At 61.4% G+C, this 19578-nt stretch carries 17 protein-coding genes and 1 tRNA gene; 7 read left to right on the top strand and 11 right to left on the bottom strand.

The window, feature by feature from the left end:
• Positions 1–23 precede the first annotated feature (23 nt).
• The 4 genes from J1C56_RS09210 to J1C56_RS09195 form a co-directional block, all read right to left on the bottom strand.
• Positions 24–1703: a formate--tetrahydrofolate ligase gene (locus tag J1C56_RS09210; protein WP_214388099.1), complete on the bottom strand. Its 1680-nt coding sequence runs from the start codon at positions 1701–1703 to the stop codon at positions 24–26.
• Positions 1704–1755: 52 nt separating this feature from the next.
• On the bottom strand, positions 1756–2649 hold the full coding sequence (locus J1C56_RS09205) for a bifunctional methylenetetrahydrofolate dehydrogenase/methenyltetrahydrofolate cyclohydrolase (RefSeq protein ID WP_214388097.1): 894 nt from the start codon (positions 2647–2649) through the stop codon (positions 1756–1758).
• A 159-nt stretch (positions 2650–2808) separates the two neighbouring features.
• Positions 2809–3057 (bottom strand): hypothetical protein, encoded by a 249-nt coding sequence (locus J1C56_RS32840; protein ID WP_246591229.1) that lies wholly within the window; start codon positions 3055–3057, stop codon positions 2809–2811.
• Positions 3058–3177: 120 nt separating this feature from the next.
• Positions 3178–4887, bottom strand: coding sequence for a trimethylamine N-oxide permease (locus J1C56_RS09195; protein ID WP_214388095.1), 1710 nt, complete (start codon positions 4885–4887; stop codon positions 3178–3180).
• 489 nt (positions 4888–5376) lie between these two features.
• On the opposite strand from J1C56_RS09195, the gene J1C56_RS09190 reads away from it, so the two are divergent.
• On the top strand, positions 5377–6030 hold the full coding sequence (locus J1C56_RS09190; RefSeq protein ID WP_214388331.1) for a response regulator transcription factor: 654 nt from the start codon (positions 5377–5379) through the stop codon (positions 6028–6030).
• A 462-nt stretch (positions 6031–6492) separates the two neighbouring features.
• On the opposite strand, the gene J1C56_RS09185 is transcribed toward J1C56_RS09190, so the two are convergent.
• Positions 6493–7854, bottom strand: coding sequence for an NAD(P)-binding domain-containing protein (locus J1C56_RS09185; RefSeq protein WP_214388093.1), 1362 nt, complete (start codon positions 7852–7854; stop codon positions 6493–6495).
• A gap of 161 nt (positions 7855–8015) precedes the next feature.
• Between J1C56_RS09185 and J1C56_RS09180 the strand changes: the two genes are divergently transcribed.
• Positions 8016–9329: an ABC transporter substrate-binding protein gene (locus J1C56_RS09180; protein WP_420797371.1), complete on the top strand. Its 1314-nt coding sequence runs from the start codon at positions 8016–8018 to the stop codon at positions 9327–9329.
• On the opposite strand, the gene J1C56_RS09175 is transcribed toward J1C56_RS09180, so the two are convergent.
• Positions 9312–10037, bottom strand: a complete 726-nt coding sequence (locus tag J1C56_RS09175; RefSeq protein ID WP_214388091.1) for a FadR/GntR family transcriptional regulator — start codon at positions 10035–10037, stop codon at positions 9312–9314. The two genes, J1C56_RS09180 and J1C56_RS09175, sit on opposite strands and share 18 nt — an antisense overlap.
• Before the next feature lie 303 nt (positions 10038–10340).
• Here J1C56_RS09175 and J1C56_RS09170 point away from each other — a divergent pair, with 303 nt between their 5' ends.
• Together J1C56_RS09170 and J1C56_RS09165 are read left to right on the top strand one after the other, a co-directional pair.
• Entirely contained in the window at positions 10341–12707 is a 2367-nt protein-coding gene (locus J1C56_RS09170) for a trimethylamine N-oxide demethylase (protein ID WP_214388089.1), read from the top strand.
• Positions 12708–12832: 125 nt separating this feature from the next.
• Positions 12833–13576: a bestrophin-like domain gene (locus J1C56_RS09165; protein WP_338001420.1), complete on the top strand. Its 744-nt coding sequence runs from the start codon at positions 12833–12835 to the stop codon at positions 13574–13576.
• Between the two features lie 225 nt (positions 13577–13801).
• Here the strand turns inward: J1C56_RS09165 and J1C56_RS09160 are convergent, their stop codons facing one another.
• The 5 genes from J1C56_RS09160 to J1C56_RS09140 form a co-directional block, all read right to left on the bottom strand.
• Entirely contained in the window at positions 13802–15892 is a 2091-nt protein-coding gene (locus tag J1C56_RS09160; protein WP_214388087.1) for a putative bifunctional diguanylate cyclase/phosphodiesterase, read from the bottom strand.
• Between the two features lie 348 nt (positions 15893–16240).
• Positions 16241–16396: transfer RNA gene (locus tag J1C56_RS09155), tRNA-Ser, on the bottom strand.
• Positions 16355–16561, bottom strand: coding sequence for a hypothetical protein (locus J1C56_RS09150; RefSeq protein ID WP_214388085.1), 207 nt, complete (start codon positions 16559–16561; stop codon positions 16355–16357). Before J1C56_RS09150 ends, J1C56_RS09155 begins: the two co-directional genes overlap by 42 nt.
• Positions 16562–16572: 11 nt before the next feature.
• Positions 16573–17820: a tyrosine-type recombinase/integrase gene (locus tag J1C56_RS09145; RefSeq protein WP_214388083.1), complete on the bottom strand. Its 1248-nt coding sequence runs from the start codon at positions 17818–17820 to the stop codon at positions 16573–16575.
• Complete coding sequence (locus tag J1C56_RS09140; protein WP_214388081.1) at positions 17820–18389, bottom strand: hypothetical protein; 570 nt, start codon at positions 18387–18389, stop codon at positions 17820–17822. Before J1C56_RS09140 ends, J1C56_RS09145 begins: the two co-directional genes overlap by 1 nt.
• A gap of 129 nt (positions 18390–18518) precedes the next feature.
• Between J1C56_RS09140 and J1C56_RS09135 the strand changes: the two genes are divergently transcribed.
• From J1C56_RS09135 to J1C56_RS09125, 3 genes are read left to right on the top strand one after another with little or no spacing between them, the layout of a single operon-like run.
• Entirely contained in the window at positions 18519–18716 is a 198-nt protein-coding gene (locus J1C56_RS09135) for a DNA-binding protein (protein ID WP_214388079.1), read from the top strand.
• A complete protein-coding gene (locus J1C56_RS09130; RefSeq protein ID WP_214388077.1) occupies positions 18713–19192 on the top strand; it encodes a winged helix domain-containing protein in 480 nt (159 codons plus the stop codon). The genes J1C56_RS09135 and J1C56_RS09130 overlap by 4 nt, the downstream gene beginning before the upstream one ends.
• Positions 19189–19434 carry a PC4/YdbC family ssDNA-binding protein gene (locus tag J1C56_RS09125; RefSeq protein ID WP_214388075.1) on the top strand — a complete coding sequence of 82 codons (246 nt, stop codon included), beginning with the start codon at positions 19189–19191 and terminating at the stop codon, positions 19432–19434. Before J1C56_RS09130 ends, J1C56_RS09125 begins: the two co-directional genes overlap by 4 nt.
• The last annotated feature ends 144 nt before the right edge of the window (positions 19435–19578 follow it).

The following is a 19578-nucleotide window of genomic DNA, read 5'->3' as shown; positions in this document are numbered from 1 at the left end:
CGCCTTGGGAGAGAGGTTTATCCTCAGAACAGGCCTTCGATCTGGCCCTGTTCGTTGAGGAAGATCTTTTCCGACGAGGGTGCCCTTGGCAGGCCGGGCATGGTCATGATCTCACCGCAGATGGCGACGATGAAGCCGGCACCGGCCGACAGTCTGACCTCGCGCACCGACACGACATGGTCAGTGGGCGCGCCGCGCAGGTTGGGGTCGGTCGAGAACGAATATTGCGTCTTGGCCATGCACACCGGCAGGTGGCCGTAGCCGGCGGCTTCCCAGGCATGCAACTGGTCGCGCACCGACTTGTCGGCGATCGCCTCCGAGCCGCGGTAGATGCGCTTGACGATGGTGTCGATCTTGTCGAACAGCTTCATCTCGTCGGGATAGAGCGGCGAGAACTGCGAGGCGCCGCTCTCGGCGAGCTGCACCACCTTGTGGGCGAGCTCCTCGATGCCGGCCGAACCCTTGGCCCAGTGCTTGCACAGGATCGCTTCGGCGCCCATGCCGGCGACATAGTCCTTCATCGCCGCGATCTCGGCGTCGGTGTCGGAGACGAAGTGGTTCATCGCCACAACCACCGGCACGCCGAACTGCTTGACGTTTTCGATGTGGCGGCCAAGGTTGGCGCAGCCCTTCTTCACCGCATCGACGTTTTCCTTGCCGAGCTCTTCCTTCTTGACGCCGCCATTCATCTTCATGGCGCGGACGGTGGCGACGAGGACCGCGGCGGCAGGCTTCAAGCCAGCCTTGCGGCACTTGATGTCGAAGAACTTCTCCGCACCCAGGTCAGCGCCGAAGCCGGCTTCGGTGACGACATAGTCGGCGAGCTTGAGGGCGGTGGTGGTGGCGATCACCGAGTTGCAGCCATGCGCGATGTTGGCGAACGGGCCGCCATGGACAAAGGCCGGGTTGTTTTCCAGCGTCTGCACCAAATTGGGCTGGACCGCATCCTTGAGCAGCACGGCCATGGCGCCGTCGGCCTTGAGGTCGCGGGCATAGACGGCTGATTTGTCGCGGCGATAGGCAACGATGATGTCGCCGAGGCGCTTTTCGAGGTCCTTGAGGTCGGTCGCCAGGCACAGGATCGCCATGACTTCCGAGGCCACCGTGATGTCGAAGCCGGCTTCACGCGGAAAACCGTTGGCGACGCCGCCGAGCGAGCAGTTGATCTCGCGCAGGGCGCGGTCGTTCATGTCCATCACCCGGCGCCAGACGACGCGGCGGGTGTCGATGCCGAGCTCGTTGCCCCAGTAGATGTGGTTGTCGATCAGCGCCGACAACAGGTTGTGCGCGGTGGTGATGGCGTGGAAGTCGCCGGTGAAGTGGAGGTTCATGTCCTCCATAGGCACGACCTGGGCATATCCGCCGCCGGCCGCACCGCCCTTGACGCCGAAATTGGGTCCAAGCGAGGCTTCGCGGATGCACACGATCGCCTTCTTGCCGATGCGGTTCAAACCGTCACCGAGGCCGACGGTGGTCGTGGTCTTGCCTTCGCCGGCGGGCGTCGGGTTGATCGCGGTGACCAGGATCAGCTTGCCGTCCTTGTTCTTGCGCGCATTGGCGATGAACTCGGCCGAGATCTTCGCCTTGTCGTGGCCATAAGGCAAAAGATGCTCGCTCGGAATGCCGATCTTGGCACCGACCTCCTGGATCGGCTTCTTCTTCGCAGCGCGCGCTATCTCGATGTCGGTCTTGAATTCGGCCATGACTCTCTTCCCTTGAGTTTGGTTCGATTTCCCGGAGCCCTAGGCTGCCAGATTAAAAACGAGGTGCTGATTGACCTGCCGCACGGCAGGCCGAGACGACCGTATTGGCCATCAGAAGTGCAATCGTCATCGGTCCGACGCCACCCGGCACGGGCGTGATGGCGCCAGCCTGTTCAACAGCGCTGTCGTAGTCGACGTCGCCGACGAGCTTCGACTTGCCGTTGGCGCCGGCGTCGAGACGGTTGATGCCGACGTCGATGACGGTGGCGCCCGGCTTGACCCAGTCGCCCTTGATCATTTCCGGGCGGCCGACGGCAGCGACAAGAATGTCGGCGCTGCGGCAGAGCGCCGGCAGGTCCTTGGTGCGGCTGTGGGCGATGGTGACGGTTGCGTTGGCATTGAGCAGCAGATTGGCCATCGGCTTGCCGACGATATTGGATCGCCCGACGACAACCGCGTTGAGGCCCGACAGGTCTCGGCCAAGCGTGCGCTCGATCAAAAGCATCGAGCCGGCCGGGGTGCAGGGTACGAAGGCGGTGTCGAGTTCGCCGGTGCCGAGCTTGCCGACATTGGTGAAATGGAAGCCATCGACGTCCTTGTCGGCCGAGATCGTCTGAATGATCTTGCCGGCGTCGATATGGCCGGGCAGGGGCAACTGGACGAGGATGCCGTGGATCTTGGGGTCGGCGTTGAGCTTCTGCACCAGCGCGACCAGATCGGCTTCCGAGGTATCGGCTGACAGCGCGTGCTCGACCGAATGGAAGCCGCACTCCTTGGCCTTCTTGCCCTTGGAAGCGACATAGACCTGGCTTGCCGGGTCGTGGCCAACGATGACCACCGCGATGCCGGGAACGACGCCGGTCTCGGCGATCAGCTTTTCGGCCGCGATCCGGACCTTTGTCACCACATCGGCGGCAACTGCCTTGCCATCGATTACCATCGTCATGCTATGCCATTCCTCCCAGGCGTGCGCGTGCGAGCCTATGGCATGAGCCATCGGTTCCAGCCCCGGATACACCATCCGGACAGCTTTTTGCGCTGAATTTTCCCGTCTGAATCTATAGCAGCGGACGGGGTGGAAAGTCAACCTAAATGCAAGAATCTTTCATGGAAAGAAATATTGGCCCAGCACATTTTCCTCAGTGAATTTGTGCGGCCGCTTGTTCCGGCGCGAAAGGAAAAAGGCCGGCTCGCGCCGGCCTCGACCATGGAGGCGATCATTGTCGGTCAGATGACGAAGAACCAGTTGGCGAGGATCACCACAGTTGGAAACCGACAGCACGAAGAAGAAGCTGGTGGCATCCGCCGCGGCGATTGCGAGCAGGAACACGTTGAAGATCAGGTCAGTCCACATGGCGCGCGTCGGCGCGCCGTGGCCGTTGACGTGGCACTCATTTGGTCCCTCCCGGAATATGTCGAAAAAAATCCCGCGCCGTCACTGGACGGCGCGGGATTGGTTGTCGTGTTCAGCGTGTCAGAGCACGAAGAACCAGTTGGAAATCAGCACGACCGCGAGACCGGCGATGAGGGTCAGGTAGGGCAGGATGCCTGCCTTCTTCACGCGCAGATCGCTCTGCTGCATGCCGAGATCCTCGAGCATGTGCTCGGGGAACTTGCCGCCGTCCTGGACGTAATGGCGGTAGCAGAACACCGGAATGATCAGGGCCGCAGTGAACAGTCCGGCCCACAGGGCCATCGGGTTCCACACCTTGGCGCCGGCGCCCATGAAGATGGCGTTGACGTAGGCAAACAGGGCGCCGACCGTGATCAGCCAGGTCGGAGCGCGCCACGGCCGCTTGATGTGGCCGTTGTCCATGCGATGGATCCAGCCGGAGTTCAGGTTGAGGAAGTTGAAGATGATGTAGCCGCAGTTCGACACGGCGAGGATGAAGAAGAAGCTCGTCGCATCCGTCGAGGCGATGGCCAGGACGAACAGGTTGGCGATGAGGTCCGTCCACATGGCGCGGGTCGGTGCGCCGTGGTCGTTGACGTGGCTGAGGTACTTGGGCAGCCAGCCGTCGACCGAACCCTGGTAGAGCGTGCGCGAGGAACCGGCCATTGCCGTCATGATGGCGAGCAACAAGGCGAGGATCATCAGCATGACAAGCAGGCTCTTCACCAGCCCGCCACCGCCGACCATGCCGGCGAGCGCATCGGCAACACCGGAACCGTCGACGATCGGGGTTGCCAGCATGCCGTTGAGGCCCAGAACACCCTGGAAGGTGAAGGGAACGATCATGAACAGCAGCATGCACAGCAGGCCGGAGTAGAAGATGGCCTTGAAGGTGTCGGTAGCCGGGTTCTTGAACTCGCGGGTGTAGCAGACGGCGGTTTCAAAGCCGTAGGTCGACCACGCCGCGATGAACATGCCGCCCAGGATCAGCGTCCAGCCGGCGACGTTCCAGGCGCCTGGTTCCGGCGCATAGGCGGCTGCCAGTGGCACGAAGGGCGAGTAATTGTCCCAGTTGATCTGGCCGGTGATGATCGGAACGATGCCGACGATCAAGAGCGGCACGATGACCAGCAGGCCGACGACCTTTTGAACGCTTGCCGTGCCAAGGATGCCGCGATGCTGGATGGCGAAGGTGATCAGCATCAAGACGGCGCCGATCCAGAAGGTGGCGTTGAGCGAGAAGCCGACCGGACCCAGCGAGTGGCTGTACAGCGTCCAGGTACGGATGCCAGGGGTGGCGGCTGCAGTCACCGCGGCGACAGCGTCGGCAGCAGTCGTGCCGACATTGGCTGCCAGATACTGCAACACCTCAGGCGAGGTTTCGGTGAAGCCCGGGATCGGTGCCAGCGCGTTGAGGATGTACGCGGCGGCAATCGAACAGCCGAGCGACAGCACCGGCGACCAGGCGAACCAGTTGCACCACACCGACAGCGGCGCGACGAACTTGGAATAGCGCAGCCATGCGGTGGCGCCATAGACCGAGGCGCCGCCCGACTTGTTCGGGAACAGGCCGGCGATCTCGGCATAGGTGAAGGACTGGATGAAGCCCATCAGCATGGAGGCGATCCAGATCGCGAAGGCGATGTTGCCGGCAGTGCCGGCGATGCCGCCGATGGAGAACAAGACAAGAGGCGGCACACCGCTGGCAACCCAGAAGGCGCCTCGCCAGTCGATTGTCCTGTGAAGTTGGCCGGCGGTATCCGCCGGACTGATGTCCGTAACAGCGCTCATTGGTTCAGTTCCCCATTGATTGAGAATGCCCGTCGTCCAGACCCGGCTTTTCCGGTTTTCATGGTACGGCGGCAGTTTCCGCTTAGGCTTCTTTTTTTCCTCAAAGTGAAGTTTGTCCGAATTCGATGCGCCGTCAAGTTATTTTGTCGCAGCACTAGACCAATTTTCACCACTGGTACCCTCGGTCGGAAAATTGGGCACGCGAAGATCCCTCTCTGGACAGAGGCGACCTACCCGAATGGGTGGGAAGGCAGGCTTTTCTGCTGTTTGCCGGCTGGGCGGTCAGTTCGACAGCAAAAATGCCGCATCCACTGGAATGAAAAAATCATTCATGATATGAATTGCGTTCAAGAGGTCGATCTCGGTCTATACCGGAGGAGGATCGGCCTGGCGCAGGAGACGTCGGCAAGAGGTGCGTGAACGAACATAGGCGGGAGGAATATGAACGCCGAGTGGAAGGGTCAGCGCCATGGCATCGGGATTGAGGTGATGCCGGTGGCGAAGGATAACAGGTTCAGGGTTCTGATCGCCGAGCGCAACCCGCTGGTGATCGCAGCCCTTGGCGATATGCTCTCACGCGACAGCCGTTTCGAATTGGCCGAAAGCGTGCCGACCGGCAAAGCCTTTATCGAGGCGGCTTCAGCGGTGGATCCCCAGTTTGACATCGCGGTGCTGGGCTGGCGGCTGTCCGACATGGACTCCGGCGAGGTACTGGCCGAGATGCAGCGGCGCGGCCTGCATGCCCGTGTGGTGATCTTCTCCAACGACCACGACATCTCGATCCTCAAGCAGTGCGTGCGCCTTGGCGTGCAAGGCTTCTGCTACCAGTTCGACGATCCGGCAATCCTGTTCGACACGCTTGTCGCAGTCGGCCACGGCCGGATCTGCATTCCCTACATGGATGTGTCCAAGATCAACGACACGCCGCTGTCGCGGCTGACCGCGCGCGAGCGCGAGCTCCTGTCGGTGCTGGCCGATGGCTGGACCAATCTGCAGATCGCCGCGCGCACCGGAATCTCGGAGAACACGGTCAAGTACCACCTCAAGAATCTCTACGACAAGCTGGACGTACGCAACCGGGCGATGGCGGTGGCGCTCTATGCCAGCGAGAAGAACCGCGGGCCAAGCCTGAACTGGCAATAGCGGCTTTTGGGCCGGCCACTTCATGACTGGCATCGCGCCGTCGCTCGCTGGCGGCTTGCCCGTCTTGCGGGCTTACCGGCACGAACCGAGCGCATAGCTCTGCCATGCCTGGCTGGACCCGGCCATCGCCGTCTCGCTACGCCCTTTCGACAAGTCCAGGACTTACCTTTCCCCACTTCGCGGAGGCGAAGAACCAAGTCCTGTGAGGTCCTGATACTTGGTCAGGTGGTGACCTCCGAAGGTGCAGCCTGGGAGATTCCTGGACCTCAGTAGCTATGCGGTGCGGGGGCAATCAAAGCTTGAGCTTGCCCTCGACGGGTTCGCATCGAAAGGTGAGGAGCACGCTCGTTGCAGCCTTGCTGTTCGTCGCCTTGCAGCCGAATTCCCACGGCAGAAAATGCCGTCCCGGTCGGGGCGGCATTTTCACACCAGGAAAGTCGGACGGTCCGCGCGGACCGCGGTTTACTCCGCCGCTTCGGCCGTGCTGAGGTAGGAATCAAGGGAGTCGTCGAGCGCATCCTTCCACGGCGTATGATGCGCCGGCGCCATCGTGCCTGTGATGACCGAGCGGTAGGAGTGGTTGCGGAACTCCATGATGCCCTTCTTCTTGTGTTCCTTCCACTCGAAGAAGGCCGCGTTGGCGCCATCGACGTCAAAGCTAGGATAGTCGGTCTCGGCGATCAGTTCCTTGACGTATTCGCCCTGGTACTCGATCGCGTCGTGGGAGTCCTTGCCGGCATCCTCGCGGGCAACCCGGTCCTGGACGTCGGCGAGCATCGCCTGCTTGGTATCGGGCAGCTTGATGCGGTCGAGGATGACGTCGCGCGTCCACCATGCCTGCGCGTCGAACATGTTGAAGGTGAACCACTGGTCCTGCATGCCGAGATAAAACAGCGCCGGATTGTGGACATAGGCGACGCCCTTGTAGAGGTCGGCGGTGGCCAGCCGGTTGGCCGTCCTGAGCCGCAGGTCGTCGGGCAGGAACGGGAAGTGGTGCTTGTAGCCGGTGCACAGGATGATCGCGTCGATGCGCTTAGTCGAACCGTCCTTGAAGGTCGCGGTGTTGATCTCGACCTTCTCCAGCAGCGGCCGCTCTTCCCAGTTGTCGGGCCATTTGAAGCCCATCGGTGCGGTGCGGTAGCAGTTGGTGATCGACTTGGCGCCGTACTTCCAGCATTGCGAGCCGATGTCCTCGGCTGAGTAGCTGGTGCCGACGATCAAAATGTCCTTGCCAGCGAACTCGCGAGCATCGCGGAAGTCGTGGGCGTGCAGGATGCGGCCGTTGAAGCGGTCGAAGCCGGGGAACTCAGGCACGTTTGGGGTCGAGAAGTGACCCGAGGCGACGATGACGTTGTCGAATTCCTCGGAATAGCAGTGATCCTTGGGCAGGTCCTGGACGGTGACGGTGAACTTCCTGGTGTCCTTGTTCCAGGTCACCATGCGCACTGCGGTCTCGAAGCGGATCCACTTGCGCACGCCGGCCTTGTTCACGCGGCCTTCGATATAGTCGAACAGCACCGCGCGCGGCGGATAGGAGGCGATCTGCTTGCCGAAATGCTCCTCGAAGGAATAGTCGGCGAACTCCAGGCCCTCCTTGGGGCCGTTGGACCAGAGATAGCGGTACATCGAACCATGTACCGGCTCGCCATACTGGTCGAGGCCGGTGCGCCAGGTGTAGTTCCAAAGGCCGCCCCAGTTGGCCTGCTTTTCGAAGCAGACAATCTCCGGGATGTCCGCGCCCTTTTCCGCGGCCGACTGGAATGCCCTCAACTGCGCCAGACCCGACGGTCCGGCACCGATCACGGCGACACGCTTGGCTGTCATGGTTTCCTCCTTTTGGTATAGACCAAATTTCGTTATTGGTTCCTCTGGTTCAGTTATGTTGCCTGCCATTATACCAATTTGTCAACGGCGTGTTTCCTGTGAGGAAGGAAAATTTCGCACCACGAGGATGAAGCGTTCTGTTTTTGGTGGTATTCACGGACATGACGAACTCCAGCTTTGCCCATCGACTCGCGGTTTCCAGTGTCCTGCCCCGGCTGTCCGTTGGCATGCCGGACGCCGTCAATATTGGATTCCTGGCCCCCCTCAGTGGTCAAGTGGAATCCTGGGGCCTGCCCGGATTGCATGGCTGCCGGATCTGGGAGGACTGGCTGAACAGGACCGGCGGCTTGCTGATCAACGGGCGCCGCTATCCGATCAGGATCGTGGAGTTCGATTGCGGCTACGATGCCGGGCGGGCCGCGGAGGGCGCGCGCCTTCTGATAGAACGGCATGACGTCAAGCTGCTGATGACGCTGGGCGGCGATACGCTGGCTGAGATCAGGGACTATCTGAGCCAGCGCAAGGTCCTGACCTCGACGCTGCTGCCGAGCGACCTGTCGCCGGATACGCCATACCTGATCGCGCCCAGTGAACTGCATCCGATCTTCAATGTGACGGGGGTTGAGTGGCTGGCGCAAGCACGGCCGGAACTGCGGACCGTGGCCATCTGCAGCCAGACCGATGCGCTTGGTCTTCCCTCGCTTGCGACCTATCGCGCGGCCTTCAAGGCGGCCAAGCTGAGCGTCGCCAAGGAGATCCAGTACGATCCCGACACGACCGATGCTGCCGCAATCGTAGAGGCGATGCTGGATTCGAACCCTGACATCCTGTGCTGGTGCACCAGCTACACGCCGATGGTCCATGCGATGACCGAGTATGCCCATGCGCAGGGCTTCAAGGGGCAGATCATTTCCTGCACGCTGGATTACTACGACCAGCTTGTCGCCCGGACGTCAGTCGAATTCATGGAAGGCTTCGTCTTCCAGTTTCCCGATTTCGACGATGAGAAGCTGAACGACAAGACCTTCTTCTTCAACCAGCCGAAGGGCTTCTTCGACGAGTACAATTCCCGCTTCCCTGGCACCTGGACCGCGGTGAGCTGGGAATATGTCGCCATCCTCGATATCTGGCATGCGGCCGTCGAGAAATCGAACAGCGTCAACCCCGCATCCGTGCTGGCGGCAATGAAGCAGCTTGGTCATGTCACCCACGCCTTCGGCCCGGCCCATTGGTGGGGCGAGAGCATGTTCGGGATCGACAACGCGCTGGTCGGAGACTGGCCGGTGGTGACGCTGAAAAACGGCAAGGCGAAGATTGCCGCCTTCGGCTCGATTCCGCGCTGGCTCAAACGCCATGGCGGTCTGCTCAAGCAGGAGATGTCGGACCTCGGGCAGCTTTGGGATCAGCGCTTGCGGGCGAGCGGCAATGGTACCGCCCTGCAGGCACGAACGCCGGAATCAATCCTGCAGAAGTAGCTTCTGCTCCTCGACAAGGTGCAGCTTGATGAACTCGACGGCCCGCTCGACGTCGCGAGAGGCAATCGCGTTGAACAGCGCGTTGTAGCGCTGCTGGTATTCGAGGATTCGCTTCGGCGACAGATGCCGGCGCAGCTGCGTAGTGCGGAAGCTCACCCGGCAGGCCTCGATCGCCAGATTGTAGCAGGATGCCAAAAGCGGGTTGTGCGTGCCCTCGGCGATCTTGCGGTAGATGTCCTCTTCGCATTTGACGAAGGCGGCAACGTCGGTATGCACGCTTTCGATCTTCGACATCAGCTGTTCCAGGTCCCAGACCTCGCGCGGGGTCATGTTGATGACCGCGAGGCGAACCATTTCGGGTTCGAGGATGCCGCGCACGACAAGGTGGTCCAGCGGGCTGGTTTCCAGTGCAACCGAGCTCTCCGCCCTTTCAGTCACTTCTTCCGAGCGGTAGGTGACGAAACTGCCGCTGCCGGGACGCCGCTTGATGACCTTGCGGTCTTCCAGCACATCCAGCGCCTCGCGCACGGTGTTGCGGGCGACTCCCATCTCCGAGGCCAGCGCCCGTTCCGAAGGAAGGCGTGTGTCGAGCGGATATTCCTCGGACTGTATCTTGGCAAACAGCCGGTCGAGCACGGTCTGCACCGTCGCTCCTACCGAATAGGATGCGATGATTTGCGATGTGAGTTGGCCGGTTTCAACCTTCATTGCGCGACCTTGCATGTCAGTCCTGCCTCGTGGCCACGGCACCGGACGAATCCTAGCGCAGTGCGGTCCAAGTTTGAAATATTTATCGAATCTGGTCCAGTACACGGTCGAACGGGCCGGGACAATCGCGCGGCGGGCAGCGGACAGATGGTCCCTGACAGCGTCGGGAGGCTGTCTGCCGGGCGATCACCTCGCCTCATTTTCCGGCAACGAGACGAAACGATGTCTTGCAGCGGCGGCAAAAGTGAGTATTCTTGAGACTGAAATAACTTTACACACAGGCAAATTTTAGACGAGGTGGCGATGACGATTTCAGTCTATCCCGAAATTGCGGCCGGCCCCCCGCGTCCGAGCCTGATCCTGCAGCCTGGGCTGCTTGTGCCTGGGATGGAGCGTTACCACGTGCCGGGCCGCGGTGCGGTGCTTGTTGACGTCGAGGCTGGTGACACGGTGAGCGTGCGCAATCTGGAGGGCGGCCAGCCATGCGAGCTGGTGGCCTTCGACGCGCAGGGACGGGCCGATCCGGGTATTCTGGGCACGCGTTCGAACAGCGATGCGTCGGGGCTGAAGGCGCTGCTGGTCGACTGTGACGACAGCTTGCAGGCGTTCCGCCGTGGGCTCGAGCGGCGCAAGCTCATGCTCGGCCGGGTCGAGGCGGTGCGCTTCTTCGATGGTTCGACGCCCGCCGGCACCGAGGAGAGTTTTGTCGTTGCCCGGGCCGGTTCTTTGGTCATTGCCGCGCCCGGTGCGCCGATGGCGATCGACAGCCATGACACGGCGACACCCCTGGTGGTGATGGTCAAGCGGGCGACGGTGCGTACTGCCCCTGTCGGTTTCGACCTGCCAGATCCGCTCGCCGATCCGGTGCTCGATCTCAGGGTCAGGTCGAAGACGGCGGAGAGCTATTTCGTCAAGGCCGGCGACTACATCCAGATCATCGACGTCGACGGCCGCCAGTGCACCGACTTCCAGTGCTTTTCGGCGCGCAAGCTCGACAAGGGCCGCGACCTCGCCCTCGACGTTACCGCCACTCGCTCGCTGATGGGCCATGCCTATCCGATGCCCGGCCTGCATGCGAAGTATTTCGACCAGGATTTCGAACCACTTGTCGAGGTCGTGCAGGACACCTGCGGCCGCCACGATGCCTTTGCGCTCGCCTGCTACGCCAAATATTACGACGACATCGGTTATCCCGGCCACATCAACTGCTCGGAGAATTTCAACGGCGCGCTCACCCCTCATGGCGTCAATGCCCGTGCCGGCTGGATGGCGGTCAACTTCTTCTTCAACACCGGCATCGATGCCCATGGCGTGATGTTCTCCGACGAACCCTGGTCGCGGCCGGGCGACTATGTGCTGCTGCGCGCCCTGACCGACATCGTCTGTGTGTCCTCGGCCTGTCCTGACGACACCACGCCAGCCAATGGCTGGAACCTCACCGACATCCACGTCCGGACCTATTCCGGCAACAACACATTCCAGCGCGCGATCGCCCGACGCACGACCCCGGAGGCTGAAGCCAAGATGACCCGCGAGACCGCCTTCCACCAAAGCTTTGCCAAGCACACCCGCAACTTCATCGAATACAAGGGCTTCTGGCTGCCGCAGGAATTCGCGAGGGAAGGCGCCATCGAGGAATATTGGGCCTGCCGCACAAAGGCGGTGGTGATGGACCTGTCCGCGCTGCGCAAGTTCGAGGTCACCGGCCCGGATTCGGAAGCCCTGCTGCAGTACACGCTGACCCGCGACGTCAAGAAGCTCGGCATCGGCCAGGTCGTCTATACCGCCATGTGCTACGAGCATGGCGGCATGATCGACGACGGCACCTTGCTCAGGCTGGGCAAGGACAATTTCCGCTGGATCTGCGGCGACGACTATTCCGGCGTCTGGCTGCGCGAGCAGGCGGAGAAACTCGGCCTCAAGGTGCTGGTGCGCTCCTCGACCGACCAGATGCACAACATCGCCGTCCAGGGCCCCAACAGCCGCGATATCCTCAAAGAGATCGTCTGGACACCGCCGCACCAGCCGGCGCTGTCGGAGCTCGAATGGTTCCGCTTCACCATCGGCCGCATCGGCGATGCGACGGGTGTGCCGATCGTCGTGTCACGCACCGGCTACACCGGCGAACTCGGCTACGAGGTCTGGTGCCATCCGCGCGATGCCGAAAAGGTCTTCAACGCGGTGTGGGAGGCCGGCCAGCCGCATGGGCTCAAGCCGATGGGCTTTGCCGCACTCGACATGGTGCGCATCGAGGCCGGGCTGATCTTTGCCAATTACGAGTTCTCCGACCAGACCGACCCGTTCGAGGCCGGCATCGGCTTCACCGTGCCGCTGAAGACCAAGACCGACGACTTCATCGGCCGCGAGGCGCTGATCCGGCGCAAGGACAACCCGATCCACAAGCTTGTCGGCCTCGACATCGACTCAAACGTCGCCGTCGGCCATGGCGACTGCGTCCATATCGGCCGCGCCCAGATCGGCATCATAACCTCGTCGATGCGTTCGCCGGTGCTGGGCAAAAACATCGCGCTCGCCCGTGTCGACGCACACCACGCCAATGTCGGCACCGAAGTCGAGATCGGCAAGCTCGACGGCCAGCAAAAGCGCCTGCCGGCCAGGATCGTGCCTTTCGCCCACTATGATCCGAAGAAGGAAAAGCCCAGGTCGTAAGCCCCGCCGTCGCCGCAACAACACCCGACAACGCAAAAGCCCCGCAACAGCGGGGCTTTTTGTTGGAGGACCAAGCGAATTAGCCTATTCACATACATAGAGTGAGTGGAGGGGGGAGCGGCGCCGTGGACATATTTGCGTGGTCGCCTGTTCTGATGACGCTCCCGTTCATCGTTGTGGGGCTCATCGCCTTCTTCCTTGGTACGGCGTTCCTGGCGATCTTCGCCAAGCAGGCGGCTGATAACCCGCTGACAATGCCTGTCGCAGCCTTCGTCGGCACCATCACCACGGCCTGGGCCCTGTCGCTCGGCTTCACCGCCGCCGACGTCTGGTCGGTCAATTCCCGCGCCAGCCAGGTGGCGAGCGAGGAGCGATCCTCGATGATGCGGCTTGCCGGCATGGCAAAGCCCGAGGCTCTCGCCTCCGCCGAGCTGATGGCGGGCCTCAAGGCCTACAAGGATGCGGTCGTCTCAGCAGAATGGCGCAACGCCAACCGGTCGCCCGAACAGTCGGTCGAGCAGGCGCTGCAGAGCATCCGCCTTGCCCTGATCGACCTGGCGAAGGCGGGGCATCCCGATCCGGTCATCGGCCAGATGGTGCAGGATTTCGACGAATTGCAGGATGCCCGCAACTCGCGCCTGGCCATCGGCACGAGCTCGGTCAACCAGCTCAAATGGTATCTGGTGCTGTTCCTGACGATGCTGTCGGCGATCGTCGTTGGCGCGGTCCACGCCGACAGGCCGCATGCGGGCAGGAAGGCGATCCTGATCTTTGCCGTTACCGCGGGCGTCAGCCTGTGGATCCTGGCCCTGCATGCCAACCCTTATGTCGGCGTCGCACAGGTGACTTTGGGCGAGGTCCGTCTCTAGCCGGGCCGCCTTAGGCCATCACCGCTTGCCGCGCACCGGCTCCGACGTCAGGCTGGCATAGGCAAGGGCGGCGGCGAAAAAGCCGAAGGCGGAAAGCACGGCGGCAACGACAATGATGGTTTCGGTCGGCATGTCATTTCTCCAATCTGGACATGCCCTGATATGATCCCTCTTGCTTGGACGGCGCCTTGATCTGGATCAACGGCGCGGACCGGCGGCCTGCGGCTAAGCGACGTGGCTCGTGTCCGTCCGTTGCGGCCCGGCGCTGTGGGTCGCCAGCCACGCCTCGGCCTGGCTGCCTGGCATCGGAAAGGCGATGCCATAGCCCTGCACGGCGGGGCAGCCGAGTTCATGCAGCCACGATAGCTCCACGTCGGTTTCGGCGCCTTCGGCGACGATCGAGATGCCCAGGCCGCGCGCCAGCTCGATGATCGCCTTGACGATCTTGGAGTTGGCCGGGTTCTTGTCGATGTCGCGGACGAAGCGGCGGTCGATCTTCAGCCTGTCGACCTCGTTGGCGCTGATATGCGCCAGCGATGCGTAGCCGGTGCCGAAATCGTCCAGCTCGAGGCGGATGCCGGCCTTGCGCAGGCGCTTCAAAGTCAGCCCGATGCCGGAGTTCTCGTCGTCGAGCATCACCGACTCGACGATTTCGAGCGCCACCAGCCGCGTCGGCAGTCCTTCCGCCTTGAGCAGGTCGAGCAGGCGGCCGGCGAAATCCGCCTCGCGCAGCTCCTGCGCCGAGACGTTGAGCGAGAGCCGGCCGAAATCGATGCCGGCGCGATGCCATTCGGCACCTGTCCGGATCGCCTTGGCAAAGACGATGCGGCCGATTGCCGGCATCAGCCCGGCCTTTTCCGCCACCGGCAGGAACTCGCCCGGAGCCACGTTCCGGCCCGAGATTTCCCATCGCACCAGCGCCTCGACGCCGATGACCTTGCCCCCCTGCAGTGAAACCTGGGGCTGGTAGTGCACGGCGAAGGCCTCGCTCGCGACGGCGTTGCGCAGCTCGCGCTCGAGATTGGCCTTCTCCTCGAACTTGTCGCGCAGCGTCGTTGCGAACAGCTGGTAGCCGCCACGGCCTTCGGCCTTGGCGAGGTAGAGCGCCAGGTCGGCGTTGACGATCAGGTCGGCGACAGTGCCATTGCCGTCGCGAAACAGCGCTATGCCGGCGCTGGCGCTCGGTTTCAGCGAGGTTCCGGCAAATTCCAGCGGCTGCTTGAGCCCGTTGACGATGCGCTCCGTCACTTCGATGGCGTCGGCTTCGGAACCGACATCGTTGAGGATGATGGTGAACTCGTCGCCGCCGAGGCGCACGCAGACGTCCGAATCGCGGACATTGGTCACCAGCCGCATCGCCGTCTCGATCAGCACGGCGTCGCCCGCGGCATGGCCGAGCGTGTCGTTGATCGTCTTGAAGTGGTCGAGGTCGAGATGGATGACAGCCATCATCTCGCCCTTGCGCTTGGCGGTGGCAAGGGCGGTTTCCATGTAATCGTTGAGGAAGGCCCTGTTGTAGAGGCCGGTCAGCGCGTCGTGGTTGGCGGCGAAATTCATCTGGTCGCGCGCCTTGAGCAACTCGCTGGTGCAGGACACCACCCGGCGCACCAGCGGCCTGAAGATCAGGATGGCCTCGGCCAAGAGCAAAAGCAGAGTGAGCACGAAGACGGTCAGGTGGATCTTTTCGACCGCAGCGCCTTTCTCGGCTGCTTCCGACGAGAACAGCCGGGTCAGCGTCTCGTATTCGCGCCGGACCTTTTCGGCGACATAGAGCCTGAGTGCGCTGAAATGGGCCGCCGCGTCGTCGGGCATCGGCGCCGACACCGAGTCTGGAAGCATGTCGAGGAACGAGTTGACCGTGTGCGCGAGAATCCGCGTCGAGGCGTCGATCTGGCCCGGTGCCTCGTCGAACAGCTTCTGCGCGTCCTCGGACAAGGCCATCTGGTGCAGCGGCGACCGCGCGTCGGGCGACCCCTCGCGCAGCAGCTTCTCGTTGGCGAGGAAGGTCGTCAGTGCCGCCGTCAGATTCTGGCGCGCCTGCGTGCGCAGCCACTGGGCGTCGGCGGTATAGGCCTCGGTCGCGGTCAGCAGGATCCGTTGCGACAGCAATTGCTGGCGGGAGCCGAGTTCGATCAGCGCCGTCTTCTGGATATTGGCCGAAATGACCGAACTGAGCAGGAAGAAGCTGGCGGTGGCCAAAGAGCCGATCAGGATCAGCGCCGCGACGTAGGACGCCTTGGTGTTGCGCATCAGTCCGTGCGCGAGTTTCCGGTGCTCCGAACCGGGCTCGGCCCAGCCGCGCTGCGACGTCTCCATCCCGCTTCCTCCTCAAGAAGTTCCCCCGGGACGTGAAATTGCCGTCGAATGATGAATTCGATGTAAATCTGCAAAGCTCGAAGATGTAATTCCACAAGATATCGGTAGATTTTCGCTCAAATACAGAAGTAGACGGAGGAAATGTACAAAGCGAAACAATTGTTCTTGGGAAGAGCTGCTCGGCCCTGGCGTGGCGCCCGGCGGCCGAAGGTCAATGCGGATCGCCTGACTGCCGCGTCTCGCCGAGTTCTTGCGGCAAGGCTTGGTGGGCTTCTTACGATAAGGATTGGACGACACGAGTTCGTGTGTCGCTGGCAAACTGACGATCAAATCGTGGAGGAAGGGAAGTGGTGCCCAGACGCGGATTCGAACCACGGACACGCGGATTTTCAATCCGACCGTATATGTTGATATCATTAATAAAAATAGCGATATGTCACGGACATGTCGCGCGCGGCCCTGTCAGCCTGCTAAAAAAGGCAATTCTTTTACGAACTCTATGGCTGCCGTAACTGCCAATGAGAAGCCGCCAAAGAAGAGCGGTCCCGAGTACATTGTCCGGGCAATCTCCATAGTTATACGGTCCCTCGTAAGCTCAATATTGAAGAGCAGGAAACCGAGGAGCGACATTGACATGCCGAAAAGAAAAAAGGCGAGACTGTACATCATGACGTCCTCCTTCAGCTGAGCAGCGCGCGTTCCGCAGCGGCCATTTCGTCGGCATCATCGCCCCTCGGGAACAGGTGTCCGTAGACGTCCATCGTCATGACGATCGATGAGTGACCGAGCCGTTCCTGGACGACCTTGGCCGGAAGGCCCAGGCCTCCGTCCTGTGGCCGGTTGATGCACCATGACGCATAGAAATGCCGCAGCGCATGCATGCCGGTGTACTTCGCGGCGAGAACAGGCTTGCCGTTCTCGTCAACTTCATCGGTTTCCGCGGTTACGCCGGCGACTATCTGGACCGGGATCAGTCCCCGGTTGATGATGTTCCCCAAGCTTTCGACATTGCCCGAGCCATTGGCAAAGATCAGATGTGATGGCCTGGCATCTTCCCTGATCACATTGCCATCGTCGTCGCGGCCAGTGATCGGCCTGCTGTAGGCGAGCTTCCATTCCTTCAGAGCGTTGACCACCATCGGGGGGATAGGAACTGTTCGCTCCCCGGCTTCCGACTTCGGCCTGCCGATATCGTTGAACCTGTCCGCCCGCTGTCGGACGTGGATCTCGCGTTTTTCCAGATCGACATCGAGCCAGCGCAGTCCCCGCAGCTCCGATGCTCTGAGACCGGCAAAGATTGCTGTCAGCAGCAACGGACGCCAGCGGCCCTCCAGCGCGCCCACGATGGCCTTGACCTCGCCTCTGGTCGGAATGTGCGTCCCAACCTTTAGGCGACCCTTCTGGCGCCTTTCCTGGCGTCTGTCTTTGCCTTTCTGTCGAGCGCGGCTCTTCTCCCTGACCGCGTTGCGAACTACCAGCCCTCGCTCCTGCGCGTCGGCTAGGAGCGAGCCGAGGCTGACCAGCACCTTGCGCACCATTGCCGGCGAGCGTCCCGTTTCACGGAGCTTGTCCTCAAAGTCCCGCACGGTGGGCACTGAGAGCTTCGACAGAAGCGTGTCGCCAATCAGTGGCGCGATATGCAGATCAAGGTGCTGCCGGTACTGGTTGGTGGTCGTGCGCTCCAACCCAGCGCCCTCGGCGCTGGCTATCCAAAACTCACCGGCCTGCTTCACTGTGGCGCTGGCGCTGTCGGCGACGTGGGTTCCTTCGCGCACCTCGACCTTTGCCGTGGCCGCGAACGTGTCGGCTTCCTTTTTCTTGGCGAAGGTCTTCAGCCGACGAGTGCCCTTGGTGTCGACGTAATCGACCACCCACGCGGTCTTCTCGTCGCCCTTAGCATTCGTCCAGGTGCGCTTGCGGATGGACATCAGAAGGGAATCTCGTCGTCTAAGTCGCGCGATTTGTTGGGCTTTGGTGGCTCGGGTTTCTCAACGATAGGCCACTCGGGGGCCTTAAGCTTCGCGTCGCTCAGCGCCTTTTGCATCGCGTGACCGGCTGCAAAATAGTCTTTTGATTTCTGGTCCTCATGCATTTGGATGAACTCGTCTATCCGAGGCCATAGTACGTCGACGTAGTGGTTCAGGAATGCTCTCCGCTTTGAGTTTGCGAAGAAAAAAGGCCAGTGTTCTTTGCAAAAAGAGAGTTTCCGATCCTCTTCGTAGGTCGGGAAGAACTCGGTGCGAGAGGAAAGGGAGAGCGCGCGCACCCCTTCGCTCACATCCCAAAAATCGTGCCACGTGAGGGCGTCGTTTGGACCAAACGACGAGAGATCTGGCACCGTTTCCTGGCTAGCCGCAGTTAGAATTGCGCGTTCGACGACGGTGGTGATGGACTGGCCTTTGAGCCGAGACACGTATTCGAGAACGAACCGCGTCTTCAGGTCGAGGCGGATTGTCAGCGTCTCTGACTTGGTGGTTTTCGTTTGGCTGCGCGCCATTGAGATGCTTTCCAAAGTTTTCCCCAGTCCATACACGCACTGCAATCAAAGTGCAAATAGGGCTTGAATAGGGACTTTGAATGTGTAATCTGGCTGCACTACATTTGCAGTGCGAAAGGGTGCCATGCAATGACGGTGACTACAGAACGCAACAGCAACATAGAGCTTGTCTGGGGCGCGACAGCAATAGCCGAGCTGATCGGCCGATCAGCTCGGGCAACGTTCCACATGCTTGAGAAGGGCGAATTGCCGGCGAAGAAAGTGGGCGGCCGCTGGGTTGCAGAGCGCGGGGCCCTGCTGCGCTTCTTCCTGGAAGCGGCCGCATGAAAAAAGGAGTTAGCAAATACAGAAGTGAGGGGATGAGCGGCCAGTCGCCAAACAGAACCGCCCATCTCCCTTCGATCCCAGAAAATTTGTTTTCCCCAAATTCTAAAAGGACCGCGATGGATTCCATAGCAAGGGATGCCGCCGCCCGCCAAATCAATTCTGGCAAGGGCAAGTTTCAACTCACGGTCTTGGTTCACCCTGGTGATCCTGCGCATGAGCGCCGCGCGGTCGTGCCAGGCCGCGTCGGCTGGGCGCTCAATGAGTTGGTAAAGGCTGGACAAAGGGGCTGCAGCGCCTCTGACTTCTCGGCTGGTCTGAGGCTCGCCCATTTTGTTTATTTGCTTCGTCACGAGCATCAGCTTTTGATTGAGACCGAGCACGAAGCCCATGGCGGGCAATTCCCAGGCTCGCATGCCGTCTATCGTTTGCGGACGCCGGTTCACATTCTCGACGACGCGAGGCAAGCCGCCGCATGAGCAAATCATCGATGCCGATTGCGTCGATGAGGAAGAACCTACGAGGCGATGAAATACGCGTCTCGTTGGATTTCTTTGCTGGCGCCTATGTGTTCAACACGCGTGTCTTCTTCGAAACCACTGACGGGGCGATGCGACCCGGCAAGGATGGTTTCGCTATCAAACTCGATAAGCTCGAAGAATATGCTGCAGCCGTCACCACCGCGCTTATGACGGCCAAGTCAAAGGGGCTGCTTAAATGACAGCTCCTTCGATACCGCTGCACCAAGTGACGTCACATGACGTAACGCGTGACGTTACGGTGGCGGCCAATTGGCTGGCCACCGAAAAGTTTCCGCCGCACCCGATAATTCCAGATCTCCGACAGCGGTTCGGCCTGACATTAC

The sequence above is a fragment of the Aminobacter anthyllidis genome (genome assembly GCF_018555685.1).
Taxonomy (GTDB): Bacteria; Pseudomonadota; Alphaproteobacteria; order Rhizobiales; family Rhizobiaceae; genus Aminobacter; species Aminobacter anthyllidis.
The sequence above is the reverse complement of the archived record's forward strand: the minus strand, read 5'-3'. Positions and strand labels throughout refer to the sequence as shown.

Bases quoted from the DNA above. Each gene is read 5' to 3' on its own strand.
- J1C56_RS09210 (WP_214388099.1), bottom strand. From the start codon at position 1,703: ATGGCCGAATTCAAGACCGACATCGAGATAGCGCGCGCTGCGAAGAAG.
- J1C56_RS09205 (WP_214388097.1), bottom strand. From the start codon at position 2,649: ATGACGATGGTAATCGATGGCAAGGCAGTTGCCGCCGATGTGGTGACA.
- J1C56_RS32840 (WP_246591229.1), bottom strand. From the start codon at position 3,057: ATGTGGACTGACCTGATCTTCAACGTGTTCCTGCTCGCAATCGCCGCG.
- J1C56_RS09195 (WP_214388095.1), bottom strand. From the start codon at position 4,887: ATGAGCGCTGTTACGGACATCAGTCCGGCGGATACCGCCGGCCAACTT.
- J1C56_RS09190 (WP_214388331.1), top strand. From the start codon at position 5,377: ATGCCGGTGGCGAAGGATAACAGGTTCAGGGTTCTGATCGCCGAGCGC.
- J1C56_RS09185 (WP_214388093.1), bottom strand. From the start codon at position 7,854: ATGACAGCCAAGCGTGTCGCCGTGATCGGTGCCGGACCGTCGGGTCTG.
- J1C56_RS09180 (WP_420797371.1), top strand. From the start codon at position 8,016: ATGACGAACTCCAGCTTTGCCCATCGACTCGCGGTTTCCAGTGTCCTG.
- J1C56_RS09175 (WP_214388091.1), bottom strand. From the start codon at position 10,037: ATGAAGGTTGAAACCGGCCAACTCACATCGCAAATCATCGCATCCTAT.
- J1C56_RS09170 (WP_214388089.1), top strand. From the start codon at position 10,341: ATGACGATTTCAGTCTATCCCGAAATTGCGGCCGGCCCCCCGCGTCCG.
- J1C56_RS09160 (WP_214388087.1), bottom strand. From the start codon at position 15,892: ATGGAGACGTCGCAGCGCGGCTGGGCCGAGCCCGGTTCGGAGCACCGG.
- J1C56_RS09150 (WP_214388085.1), bottom strand. From the start codon at position 16,561: ATGATGTACAGTCTCGCCTTTTTTCTTTTCGGCATGTCAATGTCGCTC.
- J1C56_RS09145 (WP_214388083.1), bottom strand. From the start codon at position 17,820: ATGTCCATCCGCAAGCGCACCTGGACGAATGCTAAGGGCGACGAGAAG.
- J1C56_RS09140 (WP_214388081.1), bottom strand. From the start codon at position 18,389: ATGGCGCGCAGCCAAACGAAAACCACCAAGTCAGAGACGCTGACAATC.
- J1C56_RS09135 (WP_214388079.1), top strand. From the start codon at position 18,519: ATGACGGTGACTACAGAACGCAACAGCAACATAGAGCTTGTCTGGGGC.
- J1C56_RS09130 (WP_214388077.1), top strand. From the start codon at position 18,713: ATGAAAAAAGGAGTTAGCAAATACAGAAGTGAGGGGATGAGCGGCCAG.
- J1C56_RS09125 (WP_214388075.1), top strand. From the start codon at position 19,189: ATGAGCAAATCATCGATGCCGATTGCGTCGATGAGGAAGAACCTACGA.